Origin of the sequence: Sphingobium estronivorans, from assembly GCF_008692605.1 — a bacterium.
Classification (GTDB): domain Bacteria; phylum Pseudomonadota; class Alphaproteobacteria; order Sphingomonadales; family Sphingomonadaceae; genus Sphingobium; species Sphingobium estronivorans.
On record NZ_LFCT01000008.1, the window covers coordinates 158,644 to 185,487 of the forward strand.

The following is a 26,844-nucleotide window of genomic DNA, read 5'->3' on the forward strand; positions in this document are numbered from 1 at the left end:
CGATTATTCCAGCGCCCCGATTGCCCGCCGGTCGCAACGCTTCTTGCCTGGCGTCATCGGCGAATAGCCTGGCACCAAAATCGACTGCCCGATCCTGAGCGGCGCGAAACGCTGCCGCGCAATCCCTTCGCAGCGCAAATAGAGTTCCAGCATCCTGGGCGGCGTGTCCCATTTCTCGTAGGACAGGCGGAACGTCCCCCAATGGATGGGGATCGCGGTCGAGGCTTTCAGTTTTTCGAACAACTGCACCGCCTGTTCCGGCCCGATATGCGAGTCCGATTGCATCTGCCCGTGCCAGAAGCGGAAGGCGCCGATCGGGATCATCGCCAGACGGATCGGCCCCAGCCGTGCCGCTTCCTGGGGCCAAGCCATGTCGCCGGCTCCGGTATCGCCCGCGAAGAAGATATTCCCCGCCCGCGTCTCGATCACGAAGCTCGACCACAGCGCCCGTCGGTTGTCCGTGCCCCAGCGGCTGCTCCAATGATGGTTGCGCAGGACATGGACGCGATAATCCGGGCAATGCTCGTAATTTTCGCATTGGATGACGGTCTCTCCGCCCAGCCCGCTCAGCGCCGCCCCGCTGATCGACTGGCCCCAATCCAGCGCGGTCGACGGAATGCCATGGTCGCGCAGGATCCTGTCGTTACCCAGGCTGGTGACGATCTTCGGCCGGTCCCGCTCCCACAGCCTTTTCAGCGTGGGAATATCCATATGGTCATAATGATTGTGGCTGATGATGATGAGGTCGATCTTCGGCAGATCGTCGAAGCGCACCCCCGGCTGCGCCACCCGCTTCGGCCCCAGCGGAGGCAGCGGGCTGGCATGGTCCGACCAGATCGGGTCGGTCAGGATATTGATCCCCGCCGCCTGCACCAGCACCGTCGCATGACCCACCCAGGTCGCTACCATCCCCCTGGGCGCGGCGAAGGCGGGGGGGCGCGAGGGTTTTACCGCGACCGAATCGGGCCATTCGGGCCGGTCGTCCTGACCCAGCAGCCAGCGCGCGATGAAGCCGTGCCGGTTGCTCCCCGGCGGCGAGGAGAAAGTGATTTCGCCATCGGGGTTGAAGAAGCGCGCACCGTCATAATGGCGGCTGACCGGCCCCTCATAATAGATGCGGTCGAGGAAGGGCGGAACGATGGTGACCGCCAGACACAGGGCGATGACCGCGAACAGCAGCGCAACCCCCGCGCCCTTCAAGATTTTTCCGACGATGCGGCGCATGCCGTCTCCCGCTATGATGACGGGCATGGACATAGCGCGGATCAGTGTCTCGGCAAGAGCTTAGGGCTTGTTTGGGAATCCGGCTAAAGCGGATTTGCGGTGCAGTGTCGGAAATGCGCTTTCGCGCATTTTCCAAACAAACCTTCTTATACCATCGTGCTCGGTCTTCGACCGATCACAAGTGGGTTTCGCTCAAGCGCCGCGCGGGCTTAACCTTGGTATTAGCCCTGATCCTGATAGGCCATCTGCAAAATCCCCCAATGCCGCCCCCGCACATGGATAGAGGCGATCACCTGCTTCAGCAGGATGACATTTCCCTCGGCGGTCAGGCGGCGATATGCCTTGATGCAGAAGGGCTGGGTGATCTTGCTCTGCTCGCGCGTGTCGGGGAAATCGAAGATGACCCCCTGGCGCGAAAATTCCATGTTCCAATTGTCGTCGCCGGGCCGCTGGGGCTGCGAACGTTCGGGCATGGCGACCGCGCCGAAGCTGTTGCGGTCGGTGAAGGTCATGCCGAACAGCCCCTTGAAGGCGCGCGCCTGTTCCTGATGCAACCGCGCTGCGGGGATCAGCACCGCCTGCACCGGATGACTATATTGCACCGGATGCGTGCCGGGGATGGGCGCGTAGAATTCGCTGAACAGCGCGCTTTCGGTCAGGCGGCCATCGCCCAGCGCGCGCTCCAGCTCCTCGCTCACCGTCCGCGCCGCGTCCAGGCAGAAGTCGATATAGGGCGAATCGGGAATATCGACGCCGCTCTCCGCCACCAGTTGCAGCAGCTGGTTGGTGTCGTCGCTGGCGGTGGTGATCCGCCCGGACAGCCTGTGCAATCCGCCCGCATTGTCGGTCGACGTGCTGGCCAGCGCCAACAGGCCGCCGCGAATTTCGCCCGCCGATCCGACCATGGAGGCAATGCGCTGCGCCACCGTATCGCTGTTGCTGGACAGGTCGTCCATCAGGCTGCCCAGCCGCTCCACCAGCAGTTCGATATTCTTAGTGTCGCTCAGCGCCGTGCGCGCGGTTTCGGCGCCATGGGTAATGCCCTCCAGCATCTTCCCCGCCTCGCCGGTCAGGGCGCCGATCGACTGGTCGATGGTGTGCGTCGCCGCCGCGGTTTCCTGCGCCAGCTTCTTGACCTCCGCCGCGACCACCGCAAAGCCGCGCCCGGCATCGCCCGCCCGTGCCGCCTCGATAGTGGCATTCAGCGCCAACAGGTTGGTCTGGCTGGCAATGCCGCTGATGACGCTGGTGACATGGGCGACGGTCTTGAGCGCCTGGCGAAAACCGTCGAGCTGCTCATGGATGCTGCCCACCCGTTCGATCAGATGGACGAAATTGGCGTTGGCGTCCGATAGCTGGCGCCCCGAATCATGGATGATGCCGCGCGCGGCGACCGCCTTCTCCCGCGCGTCCTGCCCGGCCAGCGCCACGCTGTCGCCATCGCGCGACAATTGCTCTGCCGCGCCGCCGATCGCCTCGATCGTGCTGGCCTGATGGGTGACGCGGTCAGCCAGTTCGCTGATGTCCGCCTGCAGGTCGAGCGTGCGGATGCCAAGGTCGCCGGACAGTTTGGCCACCTTCATCACCGCTTGTTCGACGTTCCGGATTCTTGCCTGATTTGCCACGGGAGAACAGCTATCGGACGCTGGTAAAATATCCGTTAGCGATGCTTCGGATCGTCAGAACGCTCCTATCAGGGCCAGTACCACGCCGCTCGCGACCAGCATCAGCCCCATGACCTCGCTGCGCGCCATGCGCTCGCCCAGATAGAAATGGCCGAAGCCCAAGGTGAAGGCGACCTCGATCTGGCCGACGATCCGCACCAGCGCGACCGGCGCGGTGGCGAAGCCGGTGAACCAGCAGGCCGATCCCAAGGCGGACAGCAGCCCGACCTGCCCCGACACGCGCCAGTTGCGAAAGATTTTCCCCATCTGCTCCGGTTCGCGCAGCAGCAGGAAACCGCCCTGCATCGCGGTCTGCAACGCCACCGTCACCACCAGCACGATCAGCGCCGCCAGGATCGGATCGCTCCCTCCCACTTCCTGCGTTGCCCGCCGCACCCCGATGGCGGTCAGCGCGAAGAAAAAGCCCGAAGCAATGCCGCACAGCGCCGCAGGCTGACCCAGCGCGCGCAGGAAATCGGGCGGTCCCATCCGTCTGCCCCCGGTCGACAGCAGCATGACGCCGATCACCCCGCAGCCGATCCCCGCCCAGGCGAGCGGATGCAGCCGCTCCCCCATCAGCAGGAAGGAGAGGATCGCGCCCTGCACCGCCTCCGTCTTGGAATAGGCGGTGCCGACCACGAAATTGCGATGGGCAAAGGCCATGATGAGCAAATTGGTCGCGATGATCTGCGCCAGACCGCCGCCGAGGCAAAAGAGCAGGAACAGCGGCTGTGGGGAGGGGAGGGCGCCGGCAAAGAGCAGCCGGTACCCACCCAGCAGCAACAGGGTGAAGGGCAGTCCGTACAGATAGCGCACCAGCCCCGCCGCGTTGACGGACAGGTCCTGGCTCACTCGCCGCTGCACTGCGGTCCGCCAGGCCTGCGTGGCCCCTGCCAGCAAGGTCGCCGGCAACCAGATCGAAAAGCTCAACATGCGCGCGCTATAACGGGAATGACGCGCCTGTCATCCCATGTTGCTGTCCTGCCACAGTGAGACGCATGGTATACACCCGTCCAGCATCGAAGGGCGATTTCGAAGGCGGCTGCGGATCGGCTACACCGCGCCCGGCGGGCGCTTTGACGCAATGTCACGCCTCAAGGGCATGATCGAAAAACTATATGGCGGCGGTCTTCAACGAACCGCGCGTCATCGGCGTGTCGCTCGGCGGCAAGCTCTGAGGAAGAGGGGCGGGGAAGCGCGCTGGCCGGCGCATCCCCGTCCCAAATTCGCGGACAATGAAAAACGCGCCGTCCGTGACCGGGCGGCGCGTTTTTTTACACAGTCGAAGGGCGATCACGCCCCTTCGAGCAGATGCTCCTTCTTGATCTTTTCCTGCCACACCAGCGGGGCGAGGCGGTGGACATTCTGGCCTTCGCTATCCACGGCGACGGTCACGGGCATATCCTGCACGTCGAACTCATAAATGGCTTCCATGCCGAGGTCTTCGAAGCCGACGACCTTCGCGCCCTTGATCGCGCGGGCAACGAGATAGGCCGCGCCGCCGACCGCCATCAGATAGGCGCTCTTGTGCCTGGCGATGCTGTCGGTTGCCGCCGGACCACGCTCGGCCTTGCCGACGCACGCGGCCAGACCTTGCTCCAGCATCATGTCCATGAACTTGTCCATGCGCGTCGCGGTCGTCGGACCGGCCGGTCCCACCACCTCGTCGCGCACCGGATCGACCGGCCCGACATAGTAAATCACGCGGCCCGTGAAATCGACCGGCAGCTGCTCGCCACGCGCCAGCATGTCCTGAATGCGCTTGTGCGCCGCGTCGCGCCCGGTCAGCATCTTGCCGTTCAGCAGCAGACGGTCGCCATGCTTCCAGCTCTGCACCACTTCCGGCGTCAGATTGTCGAGATCGACGCGGATCGCTTCCTTGCTCGGCTTCCAGTCGACCTGCGGCCATTCGGAAATCTTCGGCGCTTCCAGATAGGCCGGACCCGACCCGTCGAGCGTGAAATGCGCATGGCGGGTCGCCGCGCAATTGGGGATCATCGCCACCGGCTTGCCCGCCGCATGGCAGGGATAGTCGTAGATCTTGACGTCGAGGATGGTCGAAAGCCCGCCCAGCCCCTGCGCGCCGATGCCGAGCGCGTTGACCTTGTCGAAAATCTCGATGCGCAGCTTCTCGATATCGTTCTGCGGCCCGCGTGCCTTGAGTTCACCCATGTCGATGGGCTCCATCAGGCTTTCCTTGGCCAGCGCCACGGCCTTTTCCGCCGTGCCGCCAATGCCGATGCCCAGCATGCCGGGCGGGCACCAGCCCGCGCCCATTTGCGGGATCATCTCCAACACCCAGTCGACGATCGAATCGCTGGGGTTCATCATCTTGAACTTGGTCTTGTTCTCCGAGCCGCCACCCTTGGCCGCGACGTCGACGATGACCTTGTTGCCTGGCACCATCTCGACATTCAGCACGCAGGGCGTGTTGTCCTTAGTGTTCTGACGCGAAAAGGCCGGGTCCTTCAGGATCGACGCGCGCAGGCGGTTCTCCGGGTTGAGATAGGCCTTGCGCACGCCCTCATCGACCACGTCCTGCATGGAGCGGCTATTGTCGTCCAGGCGGCAGTCCATGCCCCATTTGACGAAGACGTTGACGATGCCGGTGTCCTGGCAGATCGGGCGATGCCCTTCGGCGCACATGCGGCTGTTGGTCAGGATCTGGGCGATGGCGTCCTTCGCCGCCGGATTGGCTTCGGCGTCATAGGCTTTGCCCAGCGCGCGGATATAATCCATCGGATGATAATAGCTGATGAACTGGAGCGCGTCGGCAACGCTCTCGATCAGATCGGCGGTCTTGATGACGGTCATCTACCCAAAGTCCCTATTTGAGCATGTTCACGGAAGTGAAGATGCTCGGTTTTTATGGCCGCATTTTCCCAGCCGTTGACCGTTAAACGGTCAACTCGAAAATGCTTTGGCGGCCCGCGCTGCAAGGCGGGTCCATGCAGGCGCGGCTATAGGCTTTTGGCTGCCTGAGTCCAGATCACCCGTCGGCGAAGGGGAAGAGATGCCACCATGGCTCCTTCTCCCGCAGCACCCGCGCAAAGCTCTCCCGCGCCTCCAGCCGGTCGAGATAGGCCGCCAGCCCCGGAAAGTCCCCGCGCATCGGCACGATCCTGTCGGCATAGAAAAGCGCCGGCGCCGCCGCGCAATCGGCGAGCGTGAATTCCGCCCCCGCCGCCCAGCGCCGCCCCGCCATCCGCGCTTCCAGCAGCGCATAGGCCTTGCCCAGCGAGGCCCGCGCCTGCGCGACGCCGAAGGAATCGCGCGCGACCCCTTCGGGCCGGATGCGATCCCCGACGCAGGTCTGCACCGGCGTCATCACATAATTGTCGAACAGCCGGTCCATCAGCCGCACTTCCAGCGCGGCATCGGCATCCTGCGGGATCGGACGGAAGGAGCCGCCGCCCTGCTGGCCCAGATATTCGACGATGATGCTGGCCTCTGCCACGGTCCTGTCCCGTACCTCGTCGCGCAGCACCGGGAATTTGCCGATCGGCCAGAGCTTGAGCCACGCCTCCGCGACCGCCGGATCTTCCAATATCCGCCCCTCGAACGGAGTCGCATTCTCGTAGAGGGCGATCAGCACCTTCCAGCAATAGGAGGAGAGGGGGTGATAATAGAGAATCATGGCGGCACCTCTGAACGGAATCGCGATTTTCCGGTCATCCTGCCATGTCCGGGGCATCCTTATCACCCCCCAAATATGGATATCCCGCCCGGCTGGCCCTGGTTCGCCATACCATATCTTGTCACCGAACCGTCATGCGCCGTGCGGGTCGAGAGCCCGTCTCCAGCATTTCCGTGGCAAGCCAAATTTATTTTAAAACCCAAATTGTTCCCCTTGCCTTTTGGGAAGCCAAGGAAAGTCCATGCGTCGCTGCGGCGCGACGCGCATCCCGACCGGCCGGATGCGGCGATCGGCCGCTTTGGGAGTCCCCGAACCGTCATTTACCCTCTTGCAAGGAAACGCGGCTGTGGCACTATCCCTTGTATCAGGTTAACGGGGGTTACCCTACAGATTGTGATCGCAGGCATCGGGTCAGTTCCCGAGGCAAGGGTGTTTTTGTCCTTGCGATTCGCTCTGCGGGCCCCATCTCCGTGCCTGGGCGGGTCGATGATGATAAGTTCTTTCGGCCTGGCCGGCAGCGGCTTGACCGAATCGAACGAAACAGGAACATTCGGGGGCTGGTCATGGATTTTCGAGATAGCGAACAGGTGAGTGCAAGCGACGTGGCAACGGTGATGGACGAAGTGATCGAAACCCCGGCTGAAAAGAAGAAGGCGGCGCCCGCCGAACCCAAGGCCGCGCCCAGCTCGTCCACCGTGCTGGAGCGCCGCTTCGCCGTCGTGACCGACGCCAGCCGCGACGCGCTGCTGACCGAGTTCGGCAAGGAAACGTTGCAGGACCGCTATCTGCTGCCCGGCGAGTCCTATCAGGACCTGTTCGCCCGGGTCGCCGCCGCCTATGCCGACGATGCCGACCATGCCCAGCGCGTCTATGACTATATCTCGCGCCTGTGGTTCATGCCCGCCACGCCCGTCCTGTCGAACGGCGGCACCGGCCGCGGCCTGCCGATCAGCTGCTATCTGAACAGCGTCGACGACAGCCTGGAAGGCATCGTCAACACCTGGAATGAGAATGTCTGGCTCGCCTCGCGCGGTGGCGGCATCGGCACCTATTGGGGCAATGTGCGCGGCATCGGCGAGCCGGTCGGCCTCAACGGCAAGACCAGCGGCATCATTCCCTTCGTCCGCGTGATGGACAGCCTGACCCTCGCCATCAGCCAGGGCAGCCTGCGTCGCGGCTCGGCCGCCTGCTATCTCGACATCTCCCACCCGGAGATCGAGGAGTTCCTGGAAATCCGCAAGACCAGCGGCGACTTCAACCGCAAGGCGCTGAACCTGCACCACGGCGTCCTGCTGACCGACGAGTTCATGGAAGCGATGCGCGACGGCAAGGAATTTGCCCTGCGCAGCCCCAAAGACGGCTCGGTGCGCGGCAGCGTCAACGCCCGCGCCCTGTTCCAGAAGCTGGTCGAGGTTCGCCTCGCCACCGGCGAACCCTATATTGTCTTCAACGACACCGTGAACCGCACCATGCCCAAGCATCACCGCGATCTGGGGCTCAAGGTGTCGACCTCCAATCTCTGTTCCGAAATCACTTTGCCGACGGGTCGCGACCATCTCGGCAATGACCGGACGGCGGTCTGCTGCCTTTCGTCCCTGAATCTCGAAACCTGGGACGAATGGAACAAGGACCCCCGTTTCGTCGAGGATGTCATGCGCTTCCTCGATAACGTGCTGCAGGACTATATCGACCGAGCGCCGGACGAAATGGCGCGGGCGAAATATAGCGCCGAGCGCGAACGGTCAGTGGGCCTGGGGGTGATGGGCTTCCACTCATTCCTCCAGGCCCGGGGTTTACCGTTTGAAGGCGCGATGGCGAAAAGCTGGAACCTGCGCATCTTCAAGCATATCAGCGAAAAGGCGGCCGAAGCCTCGATGCAACTGGCGGTCGAGCGCGGTCCGTGCCCGGACGCCGCAGACATGGGCGTGATGGAGCGTTTCAGCTGCAAGATGGCGATCGCGCCGACCGCGTCGATCAGCATCATCTGCGGCGGTACGTCGGCCTGCATCGAGCCGATCCCGGCGAACATCTACACGCACAAGACGCTGTCCGGCAGCTTCGCCGTCAAGAATCCCTATCTGGAAAAGCTCCTCGTCGAAAAGGCGAAGGATAGCACCGCCGTCTGGAATTCGATTCTGGAACGGGGCGGCTCGGTCCAGCATCTCGACTTCCTGTCCCAGGAAGAGAAGGACACGTTCAAGACCAGTTTCGAGATCGATCAGCGCTGGCTGCTCGAACTGGCCGCCGACCGCACGCCCTATATCGACCAGGCGCAGTCGCTGAACCTGTTCATCCCGGCGGATGTGGAGAAATGGGACCTGCTCATGCTCCATTATCGGGCATGGGAACTGGGTATCAAGTCGCTCTACTATCTCCGCTCCAAGTCGGTGCAGCGCGCCGGCTTCGCGGGCGGGGTCGAGGCGGACAACACCATCGACGCCCCGAAATTCGAAATCGGCGAAAGCACTGACTATGACGAGTGCCTCGCCTGTCAGTGAGCTTCGGGAAAAGCGGCGCGGGACCACGGGTCCCGCACCCTTTTCCTCGCGTCGATCCGGCTTATTCGGTCGCTTCGAAAGTCGCCGCATTGGCCGCCGTCGCCGACAGGCGGACGGTGTCGCCTTCGACCGCCGCCACCAGGCCGCCATCGATATAATGATGTTTGGCGCCCTGGCCATCCGGTCCCTGCGGACTGTCGGCCTTGGTCAGCTTGATGCGGTCGCCATCGACATGATCGACGGTGCCGATATGCACGCCGTCCGCGCCGATAATATTCATATGTTCCTTCACCTGAGTCAGATCAGCCATGTTCATTCTCCTGTATCGGTTCTGACTCAACGCATCATTCGTCATCTGGTCGCGCCGTCCGCCCGCCGTCCGTCTTCTTATTCGCTCTTTCAGGCCCAAGGATAACCGTCATGCCTCTTCTTCAAGCCAGCAAGGTCTACAAACCCTTCGAATATCCCTGGGCCTATGAATTCTGGAAGCGCCAGCAGCAGCTCCACTGGCTGCCGGAAGAAGTGCCGCTGGGCGAGGATTGCCGCGACTGGGCGCAGAAGCTCTCCGACCACGAACGCAATCTGCTGACGCAAATCTTCCGCTTCTTCACCCAGGCCGACGTGGAAGTGCAGGACTGCTACCACGAAAAATATGGCCGCGTGTTCAAGCCGACCGAAGTGAAGATGATGCTGACCGCCTTCAGCAACATGGAAACGGTCCATATCGCGGCTTACTCGCACCTGCTCGACACCATCGGCATGCCCGAAACCGAATATTCGGCCTTCCTCCAATATAAGGAGATGAAGGACAAGCATGACTATCTCGCGCAATTCGGCGTCGACACGGACGAGGACATCGCCAAGACGCTGGCCATGTTCGGCGGCTTCACCGAGGGGCTTCAGCTCTTCGCCAGCTTCGCCATGCTGATGAACTTCCCGCGCTTCAACAAGATGAAGGGCATGGGCCAGATCGTCACCTGGTCGGTCCGCGACGAAACGCTCCACTGCGAAGGCATCATCAAGCTGTTCCATGCCTTCGTGAAGGAACGCGACTGCCTGACCAACTCGGTCAAGGAAGACATTATGGACATGTGCCAGAAGACGGTGCGGATTGAGGATGCGTTCATCGACCTCGTCTTCGAAATGGGCCCCGTCCCCGGCATGACGCCCAAGGACATCAAGAAATATGTCCGCTACATCGCCGACTGGCGCCTGGGGCAGCTGGGCCTCAAGCCCATCTACATGATCGACGAGCATCCGCTCCCGTGGCTGACCCCGCTGCTGAACGGCGTGGAGCATGCCAACTTCTTCGAGACCCGCGCGACGGAATATTCGAAGGGCGCGACGCGCGGCCAGTGGAACGACGTCTGGGACGCGTTCGACCGCCGCGCCAAGCTCAAGGGCGGCGCAGCGGCCAACGCCGACGAAAGCGGCGACCCGGATATGTTCAAGGTAGCCGGAATCGCGGCGGAATAAGCGGAAAAAGGCAAAGGCGGCACGGTGTTCCGGGCCGCCTTTCGCCCTGTGGCAACCGGAAATTCACTTTTTGCACGCATTATCGATCCATGTTCGGCGTGCGTCTTTCCTCTCTCTTCACCAGTCGCTGGATGGCGCTGCTCTGGGCGGTGCTGGTGATCCTGACGGCGATCCAGTTCGTTGGTACTTCCGATGACGGCGCGGACGGGAAGAGGGCGGGGCAGGGGAGCAATTCCGCTCCCGATGTCGTCGCCGATCCGCAGAAGGCCCTGATCGACGGCGCCCTGTGATAATTTGCGGTGACAAATGGGCAGCCCGGGCAAACCGCTTTCCTGAGACGCCCTGCTCCTAACCAGAGGTCGCGCCTGACAACGGCATGAACGGATTGTTTTGTTCCGTTCATGCAACGTTTATGCCGGTCGGCGGTTATGTTTCCATCCCAACCATTTGAGGGAGCATGACCGATGAAGTTCACTTTGAAAGCCGCTTTCGCTGCCTTGTCGCTCGGCGCCGTGACGCTGAGCGCAGCCCCTGCTGCAGCCGATCCGCCCCCTTGGGCGGGTCATGGTCGCGGCCATGACGATCGCGGTCGCGGCGACTGGAAGCATGACGGCCGTCACGACAATGGCCGCCGGACGGCCTGGACCCGTCCCGGCCGGGTCATCTACAATTATGACTGGAACCGCCCGGATCCGCGTTATGGCCGCTATTACCGCGCCGACCGTTATTATCGCGGCGGTTACGAGCCGATCCGCGTGACCCGCAACACGCGCATCTATCGCGGTTATGACGACCGCTATTATTGCCGCCGTTCGGACGGCACCACGGGCCTGATCGTCGGCGCAGCGCTGGGCGGTCTGCTCGGTGGGCAGCTCGACCGAGGCTATTCGAACACCGCCGGGGTGCTGATCGGTGCGGGCGCGGGCGCGCTGCTCGGCCGGGAGATCGACCGTGGCGGCCTGAACTGTCGCTAAGAGCATGAGGGGAGGGGGGCTTGTCCTCCCTCCCTCAACACCAGGGATGCCGGGCGCCATCCCACTCCCGCGCCAGCCCTTCGGCCACAAGCGTCTCGCCAATCGACGCCCCGCCGCGTGTCACCACCCGCAGCGCCCGCCCATAACGATCGGTATCCCGGTCGCCGCTCTCCAGCGAGAATGGGCCCGCATTCATCAACAACTGCAAGCGTTGCGTGGCGCGCGCGCCCAGCGCCGCCTCCTCCGCGCACCGGGGGTCATGCGTCTCGGGCGCGTCAATGTCCATCACCCGCACCTTTTCGCCGTGGAACCAGAATGTATCGCCGTCGACCACGCAATTGGTCCCGCCGCCGGTGTGGCAAAAGCCGAATTGCGCCGAAAGGACGTCCCGTGCCGTCTGCGCCACCGGCTCGCGCCGACCCAGGCGCTGCGCCACGTCGGGGCCGAACCAGCCCAATCCCGCCCCGATCAGCAAGCCGCCCGCCAGCAGCGTAGCGAAGGACCGGTTTTTCGCCTTCGCCCGCCGCGCTCCGCGAGGCGACGCCATATTGTCCCATTTCCGTTTCATGACGACGCCATAACGAAATTGCGTGCCGCCGTCTCGGGAAGAAGGGGGCGATCCGTCTCGGGATCAGGGCGTCGCCCTAATCCTCATCTTCCGTGGGGCCGAGGCTCTCCTCCTCATCGTCCATTTGCGGTTCGCCCGCGAAGGCGTCGTTATCGATGCGGCCGGATCGGTTCATCTCCTCCATGCGCTCCACCAGATCGGGCGTGTCGTCGGGCAGGATCTGCGCCGGGTTCGCCTTGCCGCCGCGTTCGCTATCCTCCGCAAGGTCGGTCGATCGCGCACGGGCCGCATCGGCCACATCCTGCGCCTGCGATCCAGCGTCGGCCTGCTCGCTATTTTCTTCGTCCATGTCGGGAAAACGGTCCTTGCCGGATTGTGCCATGGGAATTCTCCTTCCTCCCTCCCAACGGCCCGCCACGGAGCACGTTCCCGCCCCGGATAAAAGGTTCTGGACAGCGCAAGGCCGACCGGGCAAGAGCCGCTGCGATCCTTTCCGCACCGCAAAACAGGGAATCTCATGCCCCGCCAGCTCATTTCCTCCGGCTCGCCCTTTGAGGCGCAGGTCGGCTATTCGCGCGCCGTCGTCCAGGGCGACTGGTGCTTCGTCGCCGGCACCACCGGCACCGATCCCGATACCAAGGCCATGCCCGAATCCGTCGTCGATCAGGGCAGGAACGCGCTGAAGGTCATCGGCAAGGCGCTGGAAGACGCCGGCTTCTCCTTCGCCGATGTGGTCCGCGTCACCTATTATATCACCGACCCTGCCTATTGGGACGTTCTGGGCGAAGCGACCGCGCCGGTTTTCGGGGACATTCGTCCCGCGGCGAGCTGCGTCGTCGCCGGTCTGATCAAGCCGGAAATGAAGATCGAGATCGAAGTCACCGCGTTCAAAGGATAACCGCCATGCTCACCATGTACGGCATCAAGAATTGCGACACGATCAAGAAGGCGCGCAATTTCCTCGACAATAGCGGCAAGGCCTACAGCTTCCATGATTACAAGGTGTCAGGCGTCGATGAAGCGGCGTTGCGCGGCTGGGTCGGCGAACATGGCTGGGAAACGATCCTCAACCGCTCCGGCACGACCTTCAAGGCGCTGGATGCCGGCGACAAGGCGCATATCGACGCCGACAAGGCAGTGCTGCTGATGATGAGCAACCCGTCGATGATCAAGCGCCCGATCCTGGACCTGGGCGGCCGCACCATCGTCGGCTTCAAGGCGACGACCTATGAGGACGCGCTGGAGGCGGTGAAGGCATGAGCTTCTGGAGGATGCCGCGAATGGCGGCATCCTCCTCTTCCACGGCATCGACGCCCTGAGCGGCTTGTCAAATGCCAAGGGGAAGCGAATAACAGACCCATGCTTTCGCAGAAGACCCGTTACGCCATCCGTGCCCTCCAGCATCTCGCAGACCGTTACCGGCAGGGGCCGGTGCCCCTGAACGAGATCGCCACGCGGCAGAATATCCCTTCCAAATTCCTGACGGTGATCCTGTCGGAACTGGCGCGGGAGGGTTTGGTGGCGACCCAGCGCGGGCGCGATGGCGGCTATTGGCTGGCCTTGGCGCCGGTCGACATCAGTTATGGCGACATCGTGCGGCTGACGCGCGGCTCGCTGGCGCTCACGCCCTGCGCCAGCCGGTTCGCGCATGAGACCTGCACCAACTGCCTGCCCGAATCGGAATGCCGCCTGCATCGGGTGATGCTCCGCGTGCGCGACGAAACCGCGAAAGTGCTGGACAGCATCAGTCTGGCGGAACCCTTCGCGACCGAGGAAACCGGCTAGGATTGTCCAGCGCCTGCGGGCTCGCCCCAGGCTGGCGGTTTGTTCAGCACCTGCGGCTTCGCCACAGGCTGGGGGGGGGCTTGCGCTGCGCCTGCGGCTTCGCCACATCGGCGGCATGACGACTCCGCCCCTCAAAGCCGCCCTCATTCCCGTCACGCCGCTTCAGCAGAATTGCACGCTCTTCTGGTGCACGGCGACCAATCGCGGTGCTTTCGTCGATCCGGGCGGCGATCTGCCGCTGCTGAAAAAGGCGGTGGAGCAGCATGGCGTCACCATCGAGAAAATCCTCGTCACCCATGGTCATATCGACCATTGCGGCCAGGCGGGCATCCTTGCGCGCGATCTGGGCGTGCCGATTGAAGGCCCGCATGAAGCGGACCGCTTCTGGATCGACCGGTTGGGCGAAGACGGCCAGAAATATGGGGTGCTGGGCGAAAGCTTCGAGCCTGACCGCTGGCTGCATGACGGCGATCGGGTGACGGTCGGCGATCTGACGCTGGACGTCTATCACTGTCCCGGCCATACGCCCGGCCATGTGGTGTTCCACCATGCCCCCAGCAAGCTCGCCATCGTCGGCGACGTGTTGTTTCAGGGGTCCATCGGCCGAACGGACTTTCCGAAGGGCAATCATCAGGACCTGATCGACGCGATCACCGGCAAGCTCTGGCCCCTGGGCGGCGACACGGCGTTCGTGCCCGGTCATGGCCCGATGAGCAATTTTGCCCATGAGCGTCGGACGAATCCCTTCGTGGCGGACGCTGTCCTGGGCTGATCCCTATCGAATCATCGCCATGGCCGGCGGCGCGGGAACCTCACGCGTCGCGCCATAGGCGACATAGAGGGCCGTCACCGCCAGGCCGATCATCACGGCCCAGGTCATCAGCGCGCCGCCCGCGCGCCCAATGGTCGGCTCGTCCGCGTCCATTCCGAAGCCATGTCCGATTCGCGCGACCACCAGCACCAGCGCGGCGCCCCAAAGTCCCATCGACGCCCCGGTCGCCAATTCCACCAGCCCGAAGAGAATCAGCGTCATCGGCACATATTCGGTGAAATTGGCATGGGCGCGCATCCGTCTGGCCAGCAGCGCATGGCCGCCATCGCCATGCAGCGTACTGGCCGACAGCCTGATGCGCGCGCAGCGAATCCCCAGCCACATGTTGAGCAGCGCGCAGGCCGCCGCCAGGGTCAGTGTGATCGGCAGCAACATCCTTTATCTCCCCCTTTATCCGATATCCGCAGAATAAGGAGGAGCGGCCGGGCGGCAAGGGGGCAAGAAGGACTTGCGCCCCTGCCAAAAAACGCTATAGGCGCAGGGCTTCGCGATCATCCGGGCCGCATGGGTCTGCGGCGCCGTTGGCGTCGGCATCCATCGGATACGGCCAGTCGCACTAACAGATCAATTATGGAATAAGGTGCCGACATGGCTGTCCCCAAGAGGAAAACGTCCCCGTCCCGCCGTGGCATGCGTCGCAGCCACGATGCGCTGCGCGTCGAAGCATTCCAGGAATGCTCGAACTGCGGCGAACTGAAGCGTCCGCATAATCTGTGCGACGCCTGCGGCCATTATAACGGCCGCGAAGTCATCGCCGTCGGGGCCTGACGCCTAAGAATTTCTCCTGAAAAGGGTGCGTTAACTTGTCCAGCCAACCGCGAATCGCAATCGACGCGATGGGCGGGGATGAAGGCGTGCGGGTGATGATGGCGGGCGTGGCGCTCGCCCGTCACCGTCATGAAGGACTGCGCTTCACCCTTTTCGGAGACGAGGCGCGGATCAAGTCCGCGCTCGATCATCACCCCAATCTGCGTGCCGCGTCGGAAATCGTCCACGCGCCCGACGTGGTGGATTCGGGCGACAAGCCCAGCGTTGCCATCCGCAAGAAGACCAGCTCCATGAGCATGGCCATCGCGGCGGTGAAGGCGGGCGATTGCGGCGCGGCCGTATCGTCCGGCAATACCGGCGCGCTGATGGCGATGGCGAAGCTGGCGCTGCGCACCATGCCCGGCATCGACCGGCCGGCCCTGGCGGCCATGCTGCCGACATTGGGCGAAAATGACGTGGTCATGCTCGACCTGGGCGCCAACACCGAATGTGATGCGCGCAACCTCGTGCAGTTCGCGGTGATGGGCGCAGCCTATGCGCGCATCGCGTTCGAGCTTGAATCACCGCGCGTCCGGCTGATGAACATCGGCACGGAGGAGATGAAGGGCACGGAGGAAATCCGCGACGCCGCCGCGATCCTGCGCGCAGCGACCAGCCTGCCGCTTTCCTTCGAGGGCTTTATCGAAGGCGACAAGATCGGCCGGGGCGACGCCGACGTCATCGTGTCGGACGGTTTTTCCGGCAATGTCGCGCTCAAGACGGCGGAGGGCACGGCCCGTTTCGTCACCGACCTGCTGCGCACCGCCTTCACCAGTTCGATCCGTTCGAAGCTGGGCTTCCTGATCTCGAAGCCGGCCATGCATCTCCTGAAGCATCATCTCGACCCCAACAACCATAATGGCGCGGTTTTCCTGGGCCTCAACGGGGTGGTCGTGAAGAGCCACGGCAGCGCCAATGACAAGGGCGTGGCCAATGCCGTCCATGTCGCCGCGCGCCTGCTGGAAGAAGACATCACCCGGCGCATTGCCGCCGATATGCACGGGATCGAGGGACTGACCCCGCCCCCGTCCAAGATGGAGCTGTCCGCAAAGTGATCCGCCGATCCGTTCTCCTCGGCACCGGTTCCGCGCTTCCGGTCCGTCAGGTCAGCAACGCCGAACTGGCGCAGACCGTCGACACGAGCGACGAATGGATCGTCGAGCGCACCGGCATTCGCACCCGCTATATCGCGGGCGAGGGGGAGACCACGGCGACCCTTGCCACCGACGCGGCGCGGGCTGCGCTGGATGCGGCTGGTCTGACGGCGCAGGACATTGACCTGATCGTCCTTGCGACGGCGACCCCCGACCAGACCTTCCCCGCCACCGCGACGCTGGTGCAGGCCGCGCTGGGCATTGACGACTGCGTGGCGTTCGACGTGGCGGCGGTCTGTTCCGGTTTCCTTTATGCCGTTGGCGTGGCCGACAGCATGATCCGGTCCGGCGCCGCGCAGAGAGCGATCGTCATCGGCTCGGAAACCTTCAGCCGTATCCTCGACTGGGAAGACCGGACCACCTGCGTCCTGTTCGGCGACGGCGCCGGGGCGGTCGTGCTGGGTGCGGAGGAGAGCGCCGATGGCCGGCGCGGCATTCTCGCGTCGAAACTGCATGCCGATGGCCGCCACAATCAACTGCTCTATGTGGACGGAGGTCCGTCGACCACGCAGACGGTCGGCAAGCTGCGGATGAAGGGGCAGGAGGTCTTCCGCCATGCCGTCACCAACCTTGCCTCGGTGCTGACCGAGGTGATGGAAACGGTGGGCATGACGGCGGCGGATATTGACTGGCTGGTCCCGCATCAGGCGAATGCCCGTATCCTCGACGCCACCGCGCGCAAACTCAAGCTGTCGCCGGAAAAGGTGGTCATGACCGTCGACCAGCATGCCAATACCTCCGCCGCGTCGGTCCCCTTGGCGCTGGACCTTGCCATGCGGGACGGCCGCGTTCAGCCGGGCGATCTGCTCGTGCTGGAGGCAATGGGCGGCGGTTTTACCTGGGGCGCGTGCGTCCTGCGGGTCTGATCGCGCGTTCCGCATCGCTATCTCCCCCATTTTTCACGCTTTTCCAGGCATTTCGGCAACCCCTTATCTTGCCGAATCACCCAAAATCGCGCACATTATCCGGTGATCACCCGCATTTTAGGCTCGACGGGTGTCAAGGTGGGGAAGTGCGATGAGCGTTACAGGGACTCTGACGCGCGCGGATCTCGCGGAGAGCGTGAACCGTCATATTGGCCTGTCGCGGGCCGAAGCGGCGACGTTGATCGAATCCATATTGGAACATATGTCTTCCGCGCTTGAACGCGGAGAGAATGTGAAAATCTCCAGCTTCGGCACCTTCGTTCTGCGCGACAAGACGCAGCGCATGGGCCGGAACCCGAAAACGGGCGTCGAAGTGCCGATCGAACCGCGCCGGGTGCTGACATTCCGCGCCAGCCAGACCATGCGGGATCGCGTCGCCCATATGTAAGGGGCGGCAACGCTCCTCCAAAATTGCCCTTTCTCCGGAGGTTGACCTTGGCGCCGCTAAGGGTGCAACATTGCGCCTATGGAAAAAGCAGAGGGCGCATTTCTGACGATCAGTGAGCTGGCGAGCGAACTCGCTCTCCCGCAGCATATCCTGCGGTACTGGGAGACACGCTTCACCCAGCTCCGGCCCCTGCAACGCTCGGGCAATCGGCGCTATTACCGGCCCGACGATGTGGCGTTGGTCCGCCGCATCAATCATTTGCTGAATGTCGAGGGGTTCACGGTCAAGGGCGCGCAAAAGGCGCTGGCCGATGGCGGAGGCGATCCGTCGCCGGCAGAACCGGAGCAGGTGCGGAATGGCGAATCCGCCCCCGGCGCTGATTTGCTCCCGCGTCTGGAAGCGATCCGGGCGACGCTGGCGAAGGCGATCGGCGAATAGAGAAGATGTGCCGGGTGGCGGGATAATCAGTCCACCGGCGCAGCGTAAATCCTATCCCGGAACGGCACGTCGCCGACCATGAAGACCGTCTCGCCCGCTTCGATGAAGCCGTGCCGCGCATAGAAGCGCTGCGCCCGCGCATTGGCTTCATAGACCGCCAGCAGCAATCGCCTTGCCCCGCGCTGTCGTGCTTCGTCCATGATGAGGGCCATCAGCGCGTCGCCGTTGCCGCCGCCCTGCCAGCCCGAGAGCAGATAGATACGCTTGAGTTCGAGATCGTTCGGACCCGTTTCGATCGGCAGGTCAGGCGGCGTCAGCAGAGCGTAGCCCACGGGCGCGCCCAGCGGCGTTTCCCCGATCAACAATGTCTGGTCCGGATCGGCAAGCGCCGCTGCGTAATAGGGTTCCCCATGCGCGGTCCGGACATGCGCGATCAAGGCATCTCCGGGGTGGTCATGGGCAAAGCTGGCGAGGAAGGTCGCCCCGCCCAGCAGCGAAAGCGCCGCGGCATCGCCCGCCTGCGCCCGCCGCCAGAGGATCGGCGTCATGCCCGGCTCAACGCGATCCCGGGCCCAGCGCGGGGTCGAGGTCGCGCGGCCGGGTAAAGCTGGCCAGAGTGGCGATATTGGGCTTCGCCTCGCTCCAATGGTCGATGGGCAGCTCCATGACCGCGATGGACGCGGTCGGAAACTTCACTTCCACATCCTCGCGCAGGGTGCTGGCCCCATTGTCGGGCACGAGGTCGAGGATCAGCTCCTCCAGCCCCGGATTATGCCCCGACATCAACACATGGGCGGCGCTGTCGGGCAGATCGCGGATCACATCGAACAGCGTCGGCGCGGAGGCGAGGTAAATGCGCCGGTCCCAATGCGGATCGATCACCTCGCCATAGCCGATGAAAAAACTGTCCAGCGTTTCCACCACGCGCACCGCGGGGGAGGCGACGACCATGTCGAAGCGCATGGCGCGCGCCTTGGCGAACTCGCCCATCACGATCGCCGCCTTTTCCCCACGGCGGTTGAGCGGCCGGTCGAAGTCCCGCGCAACCGGATCGTCCCAATCGGACTTGGCGTGACGGAACAGGATCAACCGCTTCATTTTTGCTCCAGGTCGTGGATGCCGGATTCGAGTCCCAGTTGCCCTAACGCCATGCCGCCGCCAAGGCCAGCGCCGGAATGGGCGTTTACCGACAGGATCGCTTCATCCAGCGTCAGCCGGCGGATCGGCGTGCCGGGCGGAAAGGCGCTGAGCAACCGGCTGGGCATGGCGGCGGACAGGATGACGAAGCTGCCCCGATCCTCCGCCCGCCGGATCAGCCGCCCGAAAGCCTGCGCCATGCGCGCCCGGATCAGCCGGTCGTCATAGGCGCTGCCGCCGCCCGCCAGCTTGCGCGCGGCATGCAGCACCGTGGGCTTGGACCAGGGCACGCCCTCCATCACCACCAGCCGCAGCGAATGGCCGGGCACGTCCACGCCATCGCGCAGCGCATCGGTGCCGAGCAGCGAGGCGCGGGGATCGTCCCGGAAAATATCGATCAGCGTGCCCGTATCCATCGGGTCGACATGCTGCGCGTAAAGCGGCAATCCCGTCCGCGCCAGCCGGTCCGCGATCCGCGCATGGACCGCGCGTAGCCGCCGGATCGCCGTGAACAGGCCCAGGGTCCCGCCACCCGCCGCCTCGATCAGCCGGGCATAGGCGCCCGACAGCGCGGCAATATCGCCGCGCTTGATGTCGGTCACGATCAGGACCTCCGACCGACCCGGATAGTCGAAGGGGCTGCTCGCCTCGAACTGCTCCGCGCCGCGCGGGAGATGGCGCGCGCCGCTGCGGCTTGTCGCATTGTCCCAATCGCCGCCGCCCTTGAGCGTCGCGGAGGTGATGAGCACGCCCTGCGCCGGTTTCAACACTGCCTGCGCCAGCGGCCGGCTTGGGTCCAGCCAGTGGCGGTGGATGCCGATGTCATATTCCCGCCCCTCGATCCGCTCGACTGCCAGCCAGTCGACATAATCCGCATCCGCCGGTCCGCCGATCCGCGTCAGCAGCGCCAGCCAGGCGGTCACCAGATCGCGCCGCCAGCCGAGCGAAGCAATGGCCCCCTCGACCCGCGCCCGCGCGGCGCCGTCCAGCCAGTCGGGCGCGTCCTCGATCACGGCCTCCATCCGCTTGCCGAGATGGGTGAGGGGGCGCAGCAGGGCGTCCAGTGCCCGCGCCGCTTCCTGCGCCGCCTCGACCAGAGCGCCGTCCGGCTCGGCCAGTTCGGTCTCCAGCCCATAGCCCGCATCGGCCTCGCCCGTGTCGGCGGCCCGCGCATAGACCGTGCCGCGCACGGCTGCGAGCAGTTCTTCGACTGGCCCGAACGGCTCACCCGCGACGATCCGCTGCAACCACTCATCGGCGGGGAGCGCCCGTGCGGCCTCCGCCGCCGCGCGGATGGCCTCGCCGCCCTGTTCGTCATAGCTGGCGAGATCGGAGAGCCGCGCCGCCAATCCCCGCCGTCGCCCGCGCGCATTGCCCTCCGGCCCCATCACCCAGCGGCGCAGCTCGATCGCCTCCTGCCCGGACAGGGCGACGGAGAAAGTCGAATCTGCCGCGTCGAACAGATGATGACCTTCGTCGAACACGATGCGCTGCGGTGCCTGTCCCGTCTCCCGCCCCCGCGCCGCGTTGATCATCACCAGCGCATGATTGGCGATGACGATATCCGCATCCGCCGAGGCCCGCGCCGACCGCTCGATGAAGCATTTGCGGTAATGCGGACAGCCCGCATAGATGCACTCGCCGCGCCGGTCGGTCAGTGCGGTCGAGCCGTTGCGCCGGAACAGGGTCGGCAACCAGCCGGGCAGGTCGCCGCCGATCATGTCGCCGTCCTTGGTGAAGGCGGCCCAGCGCGCCACCAACTGCGCCAATATGGCTGCGCGGCCTGAGAAACCGCCTTGCAGCGCGTCCTCCAGATTCAGCAGGCAGAGATAATTTTCCCGTCCCTTGCGCACCACCACCCGCCGTGCCGCCACGGCGGGATCGGGGAAGAGGCGCAGGCTCTCCCGGTCCAGCTGCCGCTGCAAGGCCTTGGTATAGGTGGAAATCCACACCGTTCCCTGCGCTTCCCCGGCCCAGAGCGAGGCGGGGGCGAGATAGCCCAAAGTCTTGCCGATCCCCGTGCCGGCCTCGGCCAGCAGCATATTGGGCTGGTCGCGATGCGCCTTGGGCCGGAACACCTCCGCCACTGCCGCTGCATAGGCGCGCTGGCCGGGCCGCGCTTCGGCGCCCGCGCCAGTCAGTTGTTCCAGCCGCGCTACCACGGCGTCGGATTGCAGCGCCACCGGGCGCGGAGCGGGGCGGGGCGGTGTCTCCTCCCATTCCGGCAGCTTGGAAAAGAGCCAGCGCTCGGCTTCCTTGGGTCTGGCGATGCGGCTGGCAACCAGCGGCGCCCAGGGCCAGCGTAGGCGGTGCAGCGATTGCGCCGCGGTCCAGCCGCCCTCCCGCTCGGCCCAGGCCGGGGAATCGAGCGTTTCCAGCAGCGCGCAGGTCGCCGCCTGCAACAGTTCGGGAATATCCGCTTCGCTGGTCGGGCGGGGCAGGTTCAGCGCTTCGGCCAGCCCCTTGGGCGTGGGCACCAGAAAGCGGGCGGGATGGATGAAGGCCCAAAGCTCCAACAGGTCGAGGCCGTTCAAATCGGGATAGCCCAGCCGCTGCCCGGTCAGGGGCGCATTCAGCAACAGGGTTGGCGTTTCCGCCGTCCGGGCAATCGCCGTGCCCTTGGCGACGGCTTGCGTGTCGGTTCCCTCCCTCAGCCAGATGCCGCCATGGCTGGCGTGGAGGGCGGGCAGGGCGGCGGGATCGATCACCCGCCCGGCTTAGGCGAACGGGAACAAAAGGGAAACCTGAAATCCGGCTTTTTCAGCCGAATCGACGTCCGAATCCACCCGTCGGGCGCGTCCCCGGACTCCGGGGTTGGAAGGCCGTCGGCGCCAGCCTTGCTGCGCGGGCCAGTTCCAGCCGGTCGAACAGCGGACCATCGTTCAGTTCATAGGGGAAGCGAAGGCCCATCCGGTCTTCTTCCGACCATTGCACCATGGCGAAGACCACATGCCCTTCATAATCGATCTGGCATTGGCTGCGCGCCGGCAGGCCGCAGCCCGCAATCTGGGCGCCGCCCTCGCTCAAATCGACGATCGTTCCTTCCAGACTGTCGAGCACCGTGGTCACGATGACCGGAATATCGACGGCTATTCTGTGACGGCTGCGCGGCTGCATAGTCCCTCCTGAGCCCCCTAAGCTCTCGATAAATATGACTCATCAGGGTTAATCAAAGTTAAATGGGGTGGCGCGAAACCCACCATTCGTCTCCGCTTTGGCACCAAAAATCCTTTTCTTTTGGCCAGACCGGACTCTTGGGTCGGCCGCATTTTTCGAATCGTCAGATGTTTCCATCTGACTTGAAAATGCTCTAGGGGCTTGCCGCATGACCGTGTCCGACATCATCCGCACCGCCGCGCAGGCGTCCAAAGCCTGGCCCTATGAGGAAGCCCGCAAGCTCCTGAAGCGCTATCAGAACGGCGCGCCCGACAAAGGTCATGTGCTGTTCGAAACCGGTTATGGTCCGTCGGGCCTGCCGCATATCGGCACGTTCAACGAGGTCCTGCGCACCACCATGGTCCGTAACGCCTATCATGCGCTGTCGGATATTCCGACCCGCCTGATCGCGTTCAGCGACGACATGGATGGCCTGCGCAAAGTGCCGGACAATGTTCCGAACCAGGCGATGCTGGCCGAGCATCTGGGCAAGCCGCTGACGCAGGTGCCTGATCCGTTCGAGAAGTTCGAGAGCTTCGCGCATCACAATAATGCGATGTTGCGGGAATTTCTCGACCGTTTCGGCTTCGATTATGAGTTCGTTTCGGCCACCGACCGCTACAGGTCGGGCGGGTTCGACGACGCGCTGAAGAATGTCCTGCGTCATTATCAGGACATTATGGACATCATGCTGCCGACGCTGCGCAAGGAGCGGCAGGCGACTTATTCGCCCGTCCTGCCGATCAGCCCGAAGAGCGGTATCGTGTTGCAGGTGCCCGTCGAGGTAATCGACGCCGACAAGGGCCTCGTCCGCTTCGAGGATGAGGGCGAGGTGATCGAACAGTCGATCCTGTCGGGCGGCGCAAAGCTGCAATGGAAGGTCGACTGGGCGATGCGCTGGGTCGCGCTGGGCGTCGATTATGAGATGGCGGGCAAGGATTTGATCGATTCGGTCACGCAATCGTCCAAGATCTGCCGCGCTTTGGGCGCTCGCCCGCCCGAGGGCTTCAATTACGAAATGTTCCTCGACGAAAAGGGCGAGAAAATCTCCAAGTCCAAGGGCAATGGCCTCAGCCTGGAGCAATGGCTGACCTATGGCCCGCAGGAAAGCCTGGCCTTCTACGCCTTTCGCGAGCCGAAAAAGGCGAAGCAGCTGCACATGGGCGTCATCCCTCGCGCGGTCGACGAATATTGGCAGTTCCGGGGCAATTATCCCAAGCAGGCGGTCGAGCAGCAGCTCGGCAATCCGGTGCACCATATCCATGACGGCAAGCTGCCGCAGGGTGATCTGCCGGTTACCTTTGGCCTGCTGCTGAACCTTGTGGGCGTGATGGGCGATGCCAGCCGCGAACAGGTTTGGGGCTATCTCCAAAATTATGTCGCGGACGCCAATGCCGAAACCTATCCGGAACTGGATGCGCTGATCGGCCATGCGCTGGCCTATCATCGCGATTTCGTCGCCCCGACACTCCAGCGCCGCGCGCCGCACGCGAACGAGGCCGCCGCGCTGCGCAAGCTGGACGAGGAACTCGCGGCGTTGCCCGAAGGCGCTTCGGCGGAGGATATTCAGAACATCGTCTATGCCATCGGCAAGGACGAGACCTATGGCTTTGCCGAACTCCGCGACTGGTTCAAGGCGCTCTACCAGACGTTGCTGGGCGCCGATCAGGGACCGCGCATGGGCAGTTTCATCGCGCTCTACGGCATTGCCAACAGTCGCCGGCTGATCGCGGAAGCCCTCGCTGCCTGAGCGTAAGGCAAGGGGAACATTTCACCGGCTCAAACGTTTCGTTTCATGGTCCACCCCCTTTCGGACTGATGGCGCGTTTCGCGCGCCATCGGCCGCGCTTGCCCGGCAACGAGCGGCGCGGCCACTGGGGAAAGAGATGGGACCAAATGCGCCATAGCGCAAAAGGAAACGGCCCCTGAGCTACCCAGGGGCCGTTTCGTTATTTTAGAGCGCGCTGCGTTAAATCAGATGCAGGGCGCGCGCTCTAAATTTTTTGGTCGCATCGTTTTTCGCGAAAAGTCGGGTTCCACCTCTTCGCACGACGCTCCAGGCTGGGCGGCTTACCAGAAGAAGCCGCGATGAACTTCCATCACCCGGCCGGTCCGGACATTGACCAGCAGCACGTCATTATAATGCCTCACCCATTGCAGGTTCGCGCCCGCCCGGGGCAGCCGATAGCGATAGGGGTCCGAGATATAATAGCGCGAGCTGTAATAGGCCGGCTTGAGGCGCGCGCCGACATCCCAGCGATTATAGCGGAACGGCGCCCGCCAGTTGCCGCCGCGATAGACGTCGCGGTGCGATTTGCGATAATCGCGCCAATCTTCCCGCAACTCCTGCCGGGCGTCGCGCACGTCCCGGCGCGCCTCGCGCACATCGTGGCGGCTGCCGTGGCGCTGCGCTGCCTGCAGGTTGCGCTGTTCGTGGCGCAGGTCGCGGGCGCTGTCGCGCACTTCGGCGCGCGACTGGGCCATGGCGGCGCCTGGAATGACGCTGGCGGCCATCAGGCCCAGTATGATCAGTTTACGCATAGCTTTTCTCCCGTATCTGGCGGCGGATGCCGGTGGGAGGGGAGTAACTGTTTCCCGCCCGTTCCGGTTCCGCCGGCCACGAAGGCAGATATGGCTGGGCGCGCCTGAACGGGTCGGGAATGAAATAGTCAGGAAACAGTCATTTATGTCGCACTTTGTATCAGCGGATCAGGGTTTCCACGGCCGTTCCCGGAACCATTTGGTGACGACATATTTGGTGCCCGTTTCCACAGGCCGGGCGGCATGCAGGCTGAAGCGGTTGGGCGCGCCGTCGCGGTCCATATTGTTCCAGATCAGGATCATGCCCTCGACCGGCGGCACCATGAAGCCGCATTGGGGGAAATGCGTTTCCCCGCCCGCTTCGACCGGGGAGAGGTAGATCATCGCCGTCCAGCTGCGCTGTCCGCCGGTTTTCAGCATCGCCGGCCAATAGCTGGCGGTCACCGGGAAATAGTCGCAATGGACCTTATATTCCTGACCCGACTGGTAGCGCTGGCCCTGCAAAGTCTCGCCATGGTCTGCCGCGATCCCCATCAGCGCGCAGATGCGGTCGCTGACGGCGCCGACCAGCTTGTCCCAGGGGCTGAGATTGCAACTCGCGCTGGTGCGGTAATCGGCATTGGCGCTGCCCGAAAACAGCGTCGAGGGTTGCGCGCCTTCGTCGATCAGGGCCCGCAAGCCCGCGCATTCCTCCGGGCTGAGGAAATCCTGCCGCCCATAGATTTCGAGGTCCGGCGCGTCGATCCGGCTCACCATCGGGTTGCGGTCCAGCCGCGCCCGCACCGTCTCGCCGATCCGCGCCCGGGCGGCCGAGGCCACGCCGCCATCGTCAACAATCTCGCTCATGCCGCCCTCCTGCCACCGCGCGGCGTCCGCACGCAAATGAAAAGGGCCCGGAGCGCATGGCTCCGGGCCCAGTGGTTCCTGAAGGCCAATTCAGGAGGCTGACTCTTCCGGTCCTACCAGAAGAAATCGTAGATCACGTCGACCACATAGCCGTCACGGATGTCGACCAGCAGCGCATCGTCATAATAACGGACCCAGCGCAGCGAGCCGTAAGCGGGCGGCAGGCGGTAATAATAGGGATCGTCGATCCAGTAGCTGTTCGAATAGAGCAGGCTGTTCAGGTAGATCCCGATGTTGAAACGCGAATAGCCATAGCTCCATCCGCGCGGCGCATAATAGCGCCCGATCCGGTAGCGGTCGCCATAGCGCGAACGATAGCTGGACCAGTCATAGCGCCGGTCATTGCGCCAGCCGCTGTCCCAACGGCGCTGCCCTTCCCAACGGGACCGGTCGTCGAACCGCCGCCCGTTGTTCCAGTTATTACCGCTCCAGCCGCCGCGCCGGTCGTTATTGTCCCACCGCCGGGCGTCGGTCCGGTCATCGCGCCGATCATTGCCACGCTGGTCGACCCGCCAGGCCGGGCGATTGTCGTTCCGGTTGCGGTCGTTCCAGTTGCGGTCGTTCCGGTCGTCGCTGCGCGGCATGGTGACGACGCGCGGCCCGCCCCTGTTGCCGCGGCTTTCCGCAGCGGGACCGCGCTGCTCGCCGCGCCATTGCGGCTGGGCCGGAGGCTGTGCTTGCGGTTGCGCTGCGGGCGCGGGCCGGTCGTTGCGCTGCCACGTCGGTGCCCGCC

30 protein-coding genes are annotated in these 26,844 nt (G+C 64.1%); 14 read left to right on the forward strand and 16 right to left on the reverse strand.

All coding sequences use genetic code 11. The features are described 5' to 3' along the window. Nucleotides 1–3 precede the first annotated feature (3 nt). The 5 genes from F7P65_RS08130 to F7P65_RS08150 form a co-directional block, all read right to left on the reverse strand. Entirely contained in the window at nt 4–1,224 is a 1,221-nt protein-coding gene (locus F7P65_RS08130) for an MBL fold metallo-hydrolase (RefSeq protein ID WP_150291273.1), read from the reverse strand. 221 nt (nt 1,225–1,445) lie between these two features. Further along, nucleotides 1,446–2,807 carry a methyl-accepting chemotaxis protein gene (locus F7P65_RS08135; protein WP_150291232.1) on the reverse strand — a complete coding sequence of 454 codons (1,362 nt, stop codon included), beginning with the start codon at nt 2,805–2,807 and terminating at the stop codon, nt 1,446–1,448. A gap of 96 nt (nt 2,808–2,903) precedes the next feature. After that, nucleotides 2,904–3,821 (reverse strand): DMT family transporter, encoded by a 918-nt coding sequence (locus tag F7P65_RS08140; RefSeq protein ID WP_150291233.1) that lies wholly within the window; start codon nt 3,819–3,821, stop codon nt 2,904–2,906. Between the two features lie 360 nt (nt 3,822–4,181). Continuing rightward, nucleotides 4,182–5,702, reverse strand: a complete 1,521-nt coding sequence (locus F7P65_RS08145; protein WP_150291234.1) for a fumarate hydratase — start codon at nt 5,700–5,702, stop codon at nt 4,182–4,184. Nucleotides 5,703–5,877: 175 nt separating this feature from the next. Then, nucleotides 5,878–6,525 (reverse strand): glutathione S-transferase family protein, encoded by a 648-nt coding sequence (locus tag F7P65_RS08150; RefSeq protein WP_150291274.1) that lies wholly within the window; start codon nt 6,523–6,525, stop codon nt 5,878–5,880. Nucleotides 6,526–7,088: 563 nt separating this feature from the next. Here F7P65_RS08150 and F7P65_RS08155 point away from each other — a divergent pair. Continuing rightward, a complete protein-coding gene (locus tag F7P65_RS08155; RefSeq protein ID WP_205451991.1) occupies nt 7,089–9,023 on the forward strand; it encodes a ribonucleoside-diphosphate reductase subunit alpha in 1,935 nt (644 codons plus the stop codon). Nucleotides 9,024–9,084: 61 nt separating this feature from the next. Here F7P65_RS08155 and F7P65_RS08160 read toward each other — a convergent pair whose 3' ends face one another. Continuing rightward, nucleotides 9,085–9,333, reverse strand: a complete 249-nt coding sequence (locus tag F7P65_RS08160; protein ID WP_150291235.1) for a DUF2171 domain-containing protein — start codon at nt 9,331–9,333, stop codon at nt 9,085–9,087. Between the two features lie 110 nt (nt 9,334–9,443). On the opposite strand from F7P65_RS08160, the gene F7P65_RS08165 reads away from it, so the two are divergent. The 3 genes from F7P65_RS08165 (at nt 9,444) to F7P65_RS08175 (ending at nt 11,473) form a co-directional block, all read left to right on the forward strand. Beyond that, the gene (locus tag F7P65_RS08165) at nt 9,444–10,499 is read left to right on the forward strand and encodes a ribonucleotide-diphosphate reductase subunit beta (RefSeq protein WP_150291236.1); all 1,056 of its coding nucleotides are present in this window, start codon (nt 9,444–9,446) and stop codon (nt 10,497–10,499) included. Nucleotides 10,500–10,588: 89 nt separating this feature from the next. Continuing rightward, the gene (locus tag F7P65_RS08170) at nt 10,589–10,789 is read left to right on the forward strand and encodes a hypothetical protein (protein ID WP_150291237.1); all 201 of its coding nucleotides are present in this window, start codon (nt 10,589–10,591) and stop codon (nt 10,787–10,789) included. Nucleotides 10,790–10,963: 174 nt separating this feature from the next. Next, complete coding sequence (locus F7P65_RS08175; RefSeq protein ID WP_150291238.1) at nt 10,964–11,473, forward strand: glycine zipper 2TM domain-containing protein; 510 nt, start codon at nt 10,964–10,966, stop codon at nt 11,471–11,473. 34 nt (nt 11,474–11,507) lie between these two features. Here F7P65_RS08175 and F7P65_RS08180 read toward each other — a convergent pair whose 3' ends face one another. Both F7P65_RS08180 and F7P65_RS08185 read right to left on the reverse strand, forming a co-directional pair. Beyond that, complete coding sequence (locus tag F7P65_RS08180) at nt 11,508–12,041, reverse strand: thermonuclease family protein (RefSeq protein WP_420853312.1); 534 nt, start codon at nt 12,039–12,041, stop codon at nt 11,508–11,510. A 76-nt stretch (nt 12,042–12,117) separates the two neighbouring features. Next, nucleotides 12,118–12,423, reverse strand: coding sequence for a hypothetical protein (locus tag F7P65_RS08185; RefSeq protein WP_150291239.1), 306 nt, complete (start codon nt 12,421–12,423; stop codon nt 12,118–12,120). A gap of 135 nt (nt 12,424–12,558) precedes the next feature. Here F7P65_RS08185 and F7P65_RS08190 point away from each other — a divergent pair, with 135 nt between their 5' ends. The 4 genes from F7P65_RS08190 (at nt 12,559) to F7P65_RS08205 (ending at nt 14,598) form a co-directional block, all read left to right on the forward strand. Next, nucleotides 12,559–12,939: a RidA family protein gene (locus tag F7P65_RS08190; protein ID WP_150291240.1), complete on the forward strand. Its 381-nt coding sequence runs from the start codon at nt 12,559–12,561 to the stop codon at nt 12,937–12,939. Between the two features lie 5 nt (nt 12,940–12,944). Next, on the forward strand, nt 12,945–13,301 hold the full coding sequence (locus F7P65_RS08195; protein ID WP_150291241.1) for an ArsC family reductase: 357 nt from the start codon (nt 12,945–12,947) through the stop codon (nt 13,299–13,301). A 99-nt stretch (nt 13,302–13,400) separates the two neighbouring features. Then, nucleotides 13,401–13,826, forward strand: a complete 426-nt coding sequence (locus F7P65_RS08200) for an RrF2 family transcriptional regulator (RefSeq protein ID WP_150291242.1) — start codon at nt 13,401–13,403, stop codon at nt 13,824–13,826. Between the two features lie 115 nt (nt 13,827–13,941). Beyond that, complete coding sequence (locus F7P65_RS08205; RefSeq protein ID WP_150291243.1) at nt 13,942–14,598, forward strand: MBL fold metallo-hydrolase; 657 nt, start codon at nt 13,942–13,944, stop codon at nt 14,596–14,598. A gap of 3 nt (nt 14,599–14,601) precedes the next feature. Here F7P65_RS08205 and F7P65_RS08210 read toward each other — a convergent pair whose 3' ends face one another. Continuing rightward, nucleotides 14,602–15,033 (reverse strand): MAPEG family protein, encoded by a 432-nt coding sequence (locus F7P65_RS08210; protein WP_150291244.1) that lies wholly within the window; start codon nt 15,031–15,033, stop codon nt 14,602–14,604. Nucleotides 15,034–15,246: 213 nt separating this feature from the next. On the opposite strand from F7P65_RS08210, the gene rpmF reads away from it, so the two are divergent. The 5 genes from rpmF (at nt 15,247) to F7P65_RS08235 (ending at nt 18,371) form a co-directional block, all read left to right on the forward strand. After that, entirely contained in the window at nt 15,247–15,426 is a 180-nt protein-coding gene (gene rpmF / locus F7P65_RS08215; protein ID WP_150291245.1) for a 50S ribosomal protein L32, read from the forward strand. Between the two features lie 68 nt (nt 15,427–15,494). Continuing rightward, nucleotides 15,495–16,520 (forward strand): phosphate acyltransferase PlsX, encoded by a 1,026-nt coding sequence (gene plsX, locus F7P65_RS08220; protein WP_240334239.1) that lies wholly within the window; start codon nt 15,495–15,497, stop codon nt 16,518–16,520. Beyond that, entirely contained in the window at nt 16,517–17,485 is a 969-nt protein-coding gene (locus F7P65_RS08225) for a beta-ketoacyl-ACP synthase III (RefSeq protein ID WP_150291247.1), read from the forward strand. The genes plsX and F7P65_RS08225 overlap by 4 nt, the downstream gene beginning before the upstream one ends. A 151-nt stretch (nt 17,486–17,636) precedes the next feature. After that, nucleotides 17,637–17,933: an integration host factor subunit alpha gene (ihfA, locus tag F7P65_RS08230; protein WP_150291248.1), complete on the forward strand. Its 297-nt coding sequence runs from the start codon at nt 17,637–17,639 to the stop codon at nt 17,931–17,933. A gap of 78 nt (nt 17,934–18,011) precedes the next feature. Next, entirely contained in the window at nt 18,012–18,371 is a 360-nt protein-coding gene (locus F7P65_RS08235) for a MerR family transcriptional regulator (RefSeq protein WP_150291249.1), read from the forward strand. A gap of 26 nt (nt 18,372–18,397) precedes the next feature. Here the strand turns inward: F7P65_RS08235 and F7P65_RS08240 are convergent, their stop codons facing one another. Genes F7P65_RS08240 through F7P65_RS08255 form a run of 4 tightly spaced genes read right to left on the reverse strand, consistent with a single transcriptional unit; the run spans nt 18,398 to nt 22,625 of the window. Then, on the reverse strand, nt 18,398–18,919 hold the full coding sequence (locus F7P65_RS08240; RefSeq protein ID WP_150291250.1) for a GNAT family N-acetyltransferase: 522 nt from the start codon (nt 18,917–18,919) through the stop codon (nt 18,398–18,400). A 7-nt stretch (nt 18,920–18,926) separates the two neighbouring features. Continuing rightward, nucleotides 18,927–19,469 (reverse strand): SixA phosphatase family protein, encoded by a 543-nt coding sequence (locus F7P65_RS08245; RefSeq protein WP_150291251.1) that lies wholly within the window; start codon nt 19,467–19,469, stop codon nt 18,927–18,929. Next, complete coding sequence (locus F7P65_RS08250; RefSeq protein ID WP_150291252.1) at nt 19,466–22,216, reverse strand: ATP-dependent DNA helicase; 2,751 nt, start codon at nt 22,214–22,216, stop codon at nt 19,466–19,468. Before F7P65_RS08250 ends, F7P65_RS08245 begins: the two co-directional genes overlap by 4 nt. 52 nt (nt 22,217–22,268) lie before the next feature. Then, nucleotides 22,269–22,625, reverse strand: a complete 357-nt coding sequence (locus F7P65_RS08255) for a PilZ domain-containing protein (protein WP_150291253.1) — start codon at nt 22,623–22,625, stop codon at nt 22,269–22,271. Between the two features lie 208 nt (nt 22,626–22,833). Here F7P65_RS08255 and F7P65_RS08260 point away from each other — a divergent pair, with 208 nt between their 5' ends. Continuing rightward, entirely contained in the window at nt 22,834–24,414 is a 1,581-nt protein-coding gene (locus F7P65_RS08260) for a lysine--tRNA ligase (RefSeq protein WP_150291254.1), read from the forward strand. A gap of 320 nt (nt 24,415–24,734) precedes the next feature. On the opposite strand, the gene F7P65_RS08265 is transcribed toward F7P65_RS08260, so the two are convergent. The 3 genes from F7P65_RS08265 to F7P65_RS08275 form a co-directional block, all read right to left on the reverse strand. Next, nucleotides 24,735–25,205: an RcnB family protein gene (locus F7P65_RS08265; protein WP_150291255.1), complete on the reverse strand. Its 471-nt coding sequence runs from the start codon at nt 25,203–25,205 to the stop codon at nt 24,735–24,737. Nucleotides 25,206–25,373: 168 nt separating this feature from the next. Then, nucleotides 25,374–26,051 carry a prolyl hydroxylase family protein gene (locus F7P65_RS08270; RefSeq protein ID WP_150291256.1) on the reverse strand — a complete coding sequence of 226 codons (678 nt, stop codon included), beginning with the start codon at nt 26,049–26,051 and terminating at the stop codon, nt 25,374–25,376. A 113-nt stretch (nt 26,052–26,164) separates the two neighbouring features. After that, nucleotides 26,165–26,844 (reverse strand): RcnB family protein (locus F7P65_RS08275; RefSeq protein ID WP_150291257.1); only part of this gene is annotated, 680 nt, incomplete at its 5' end.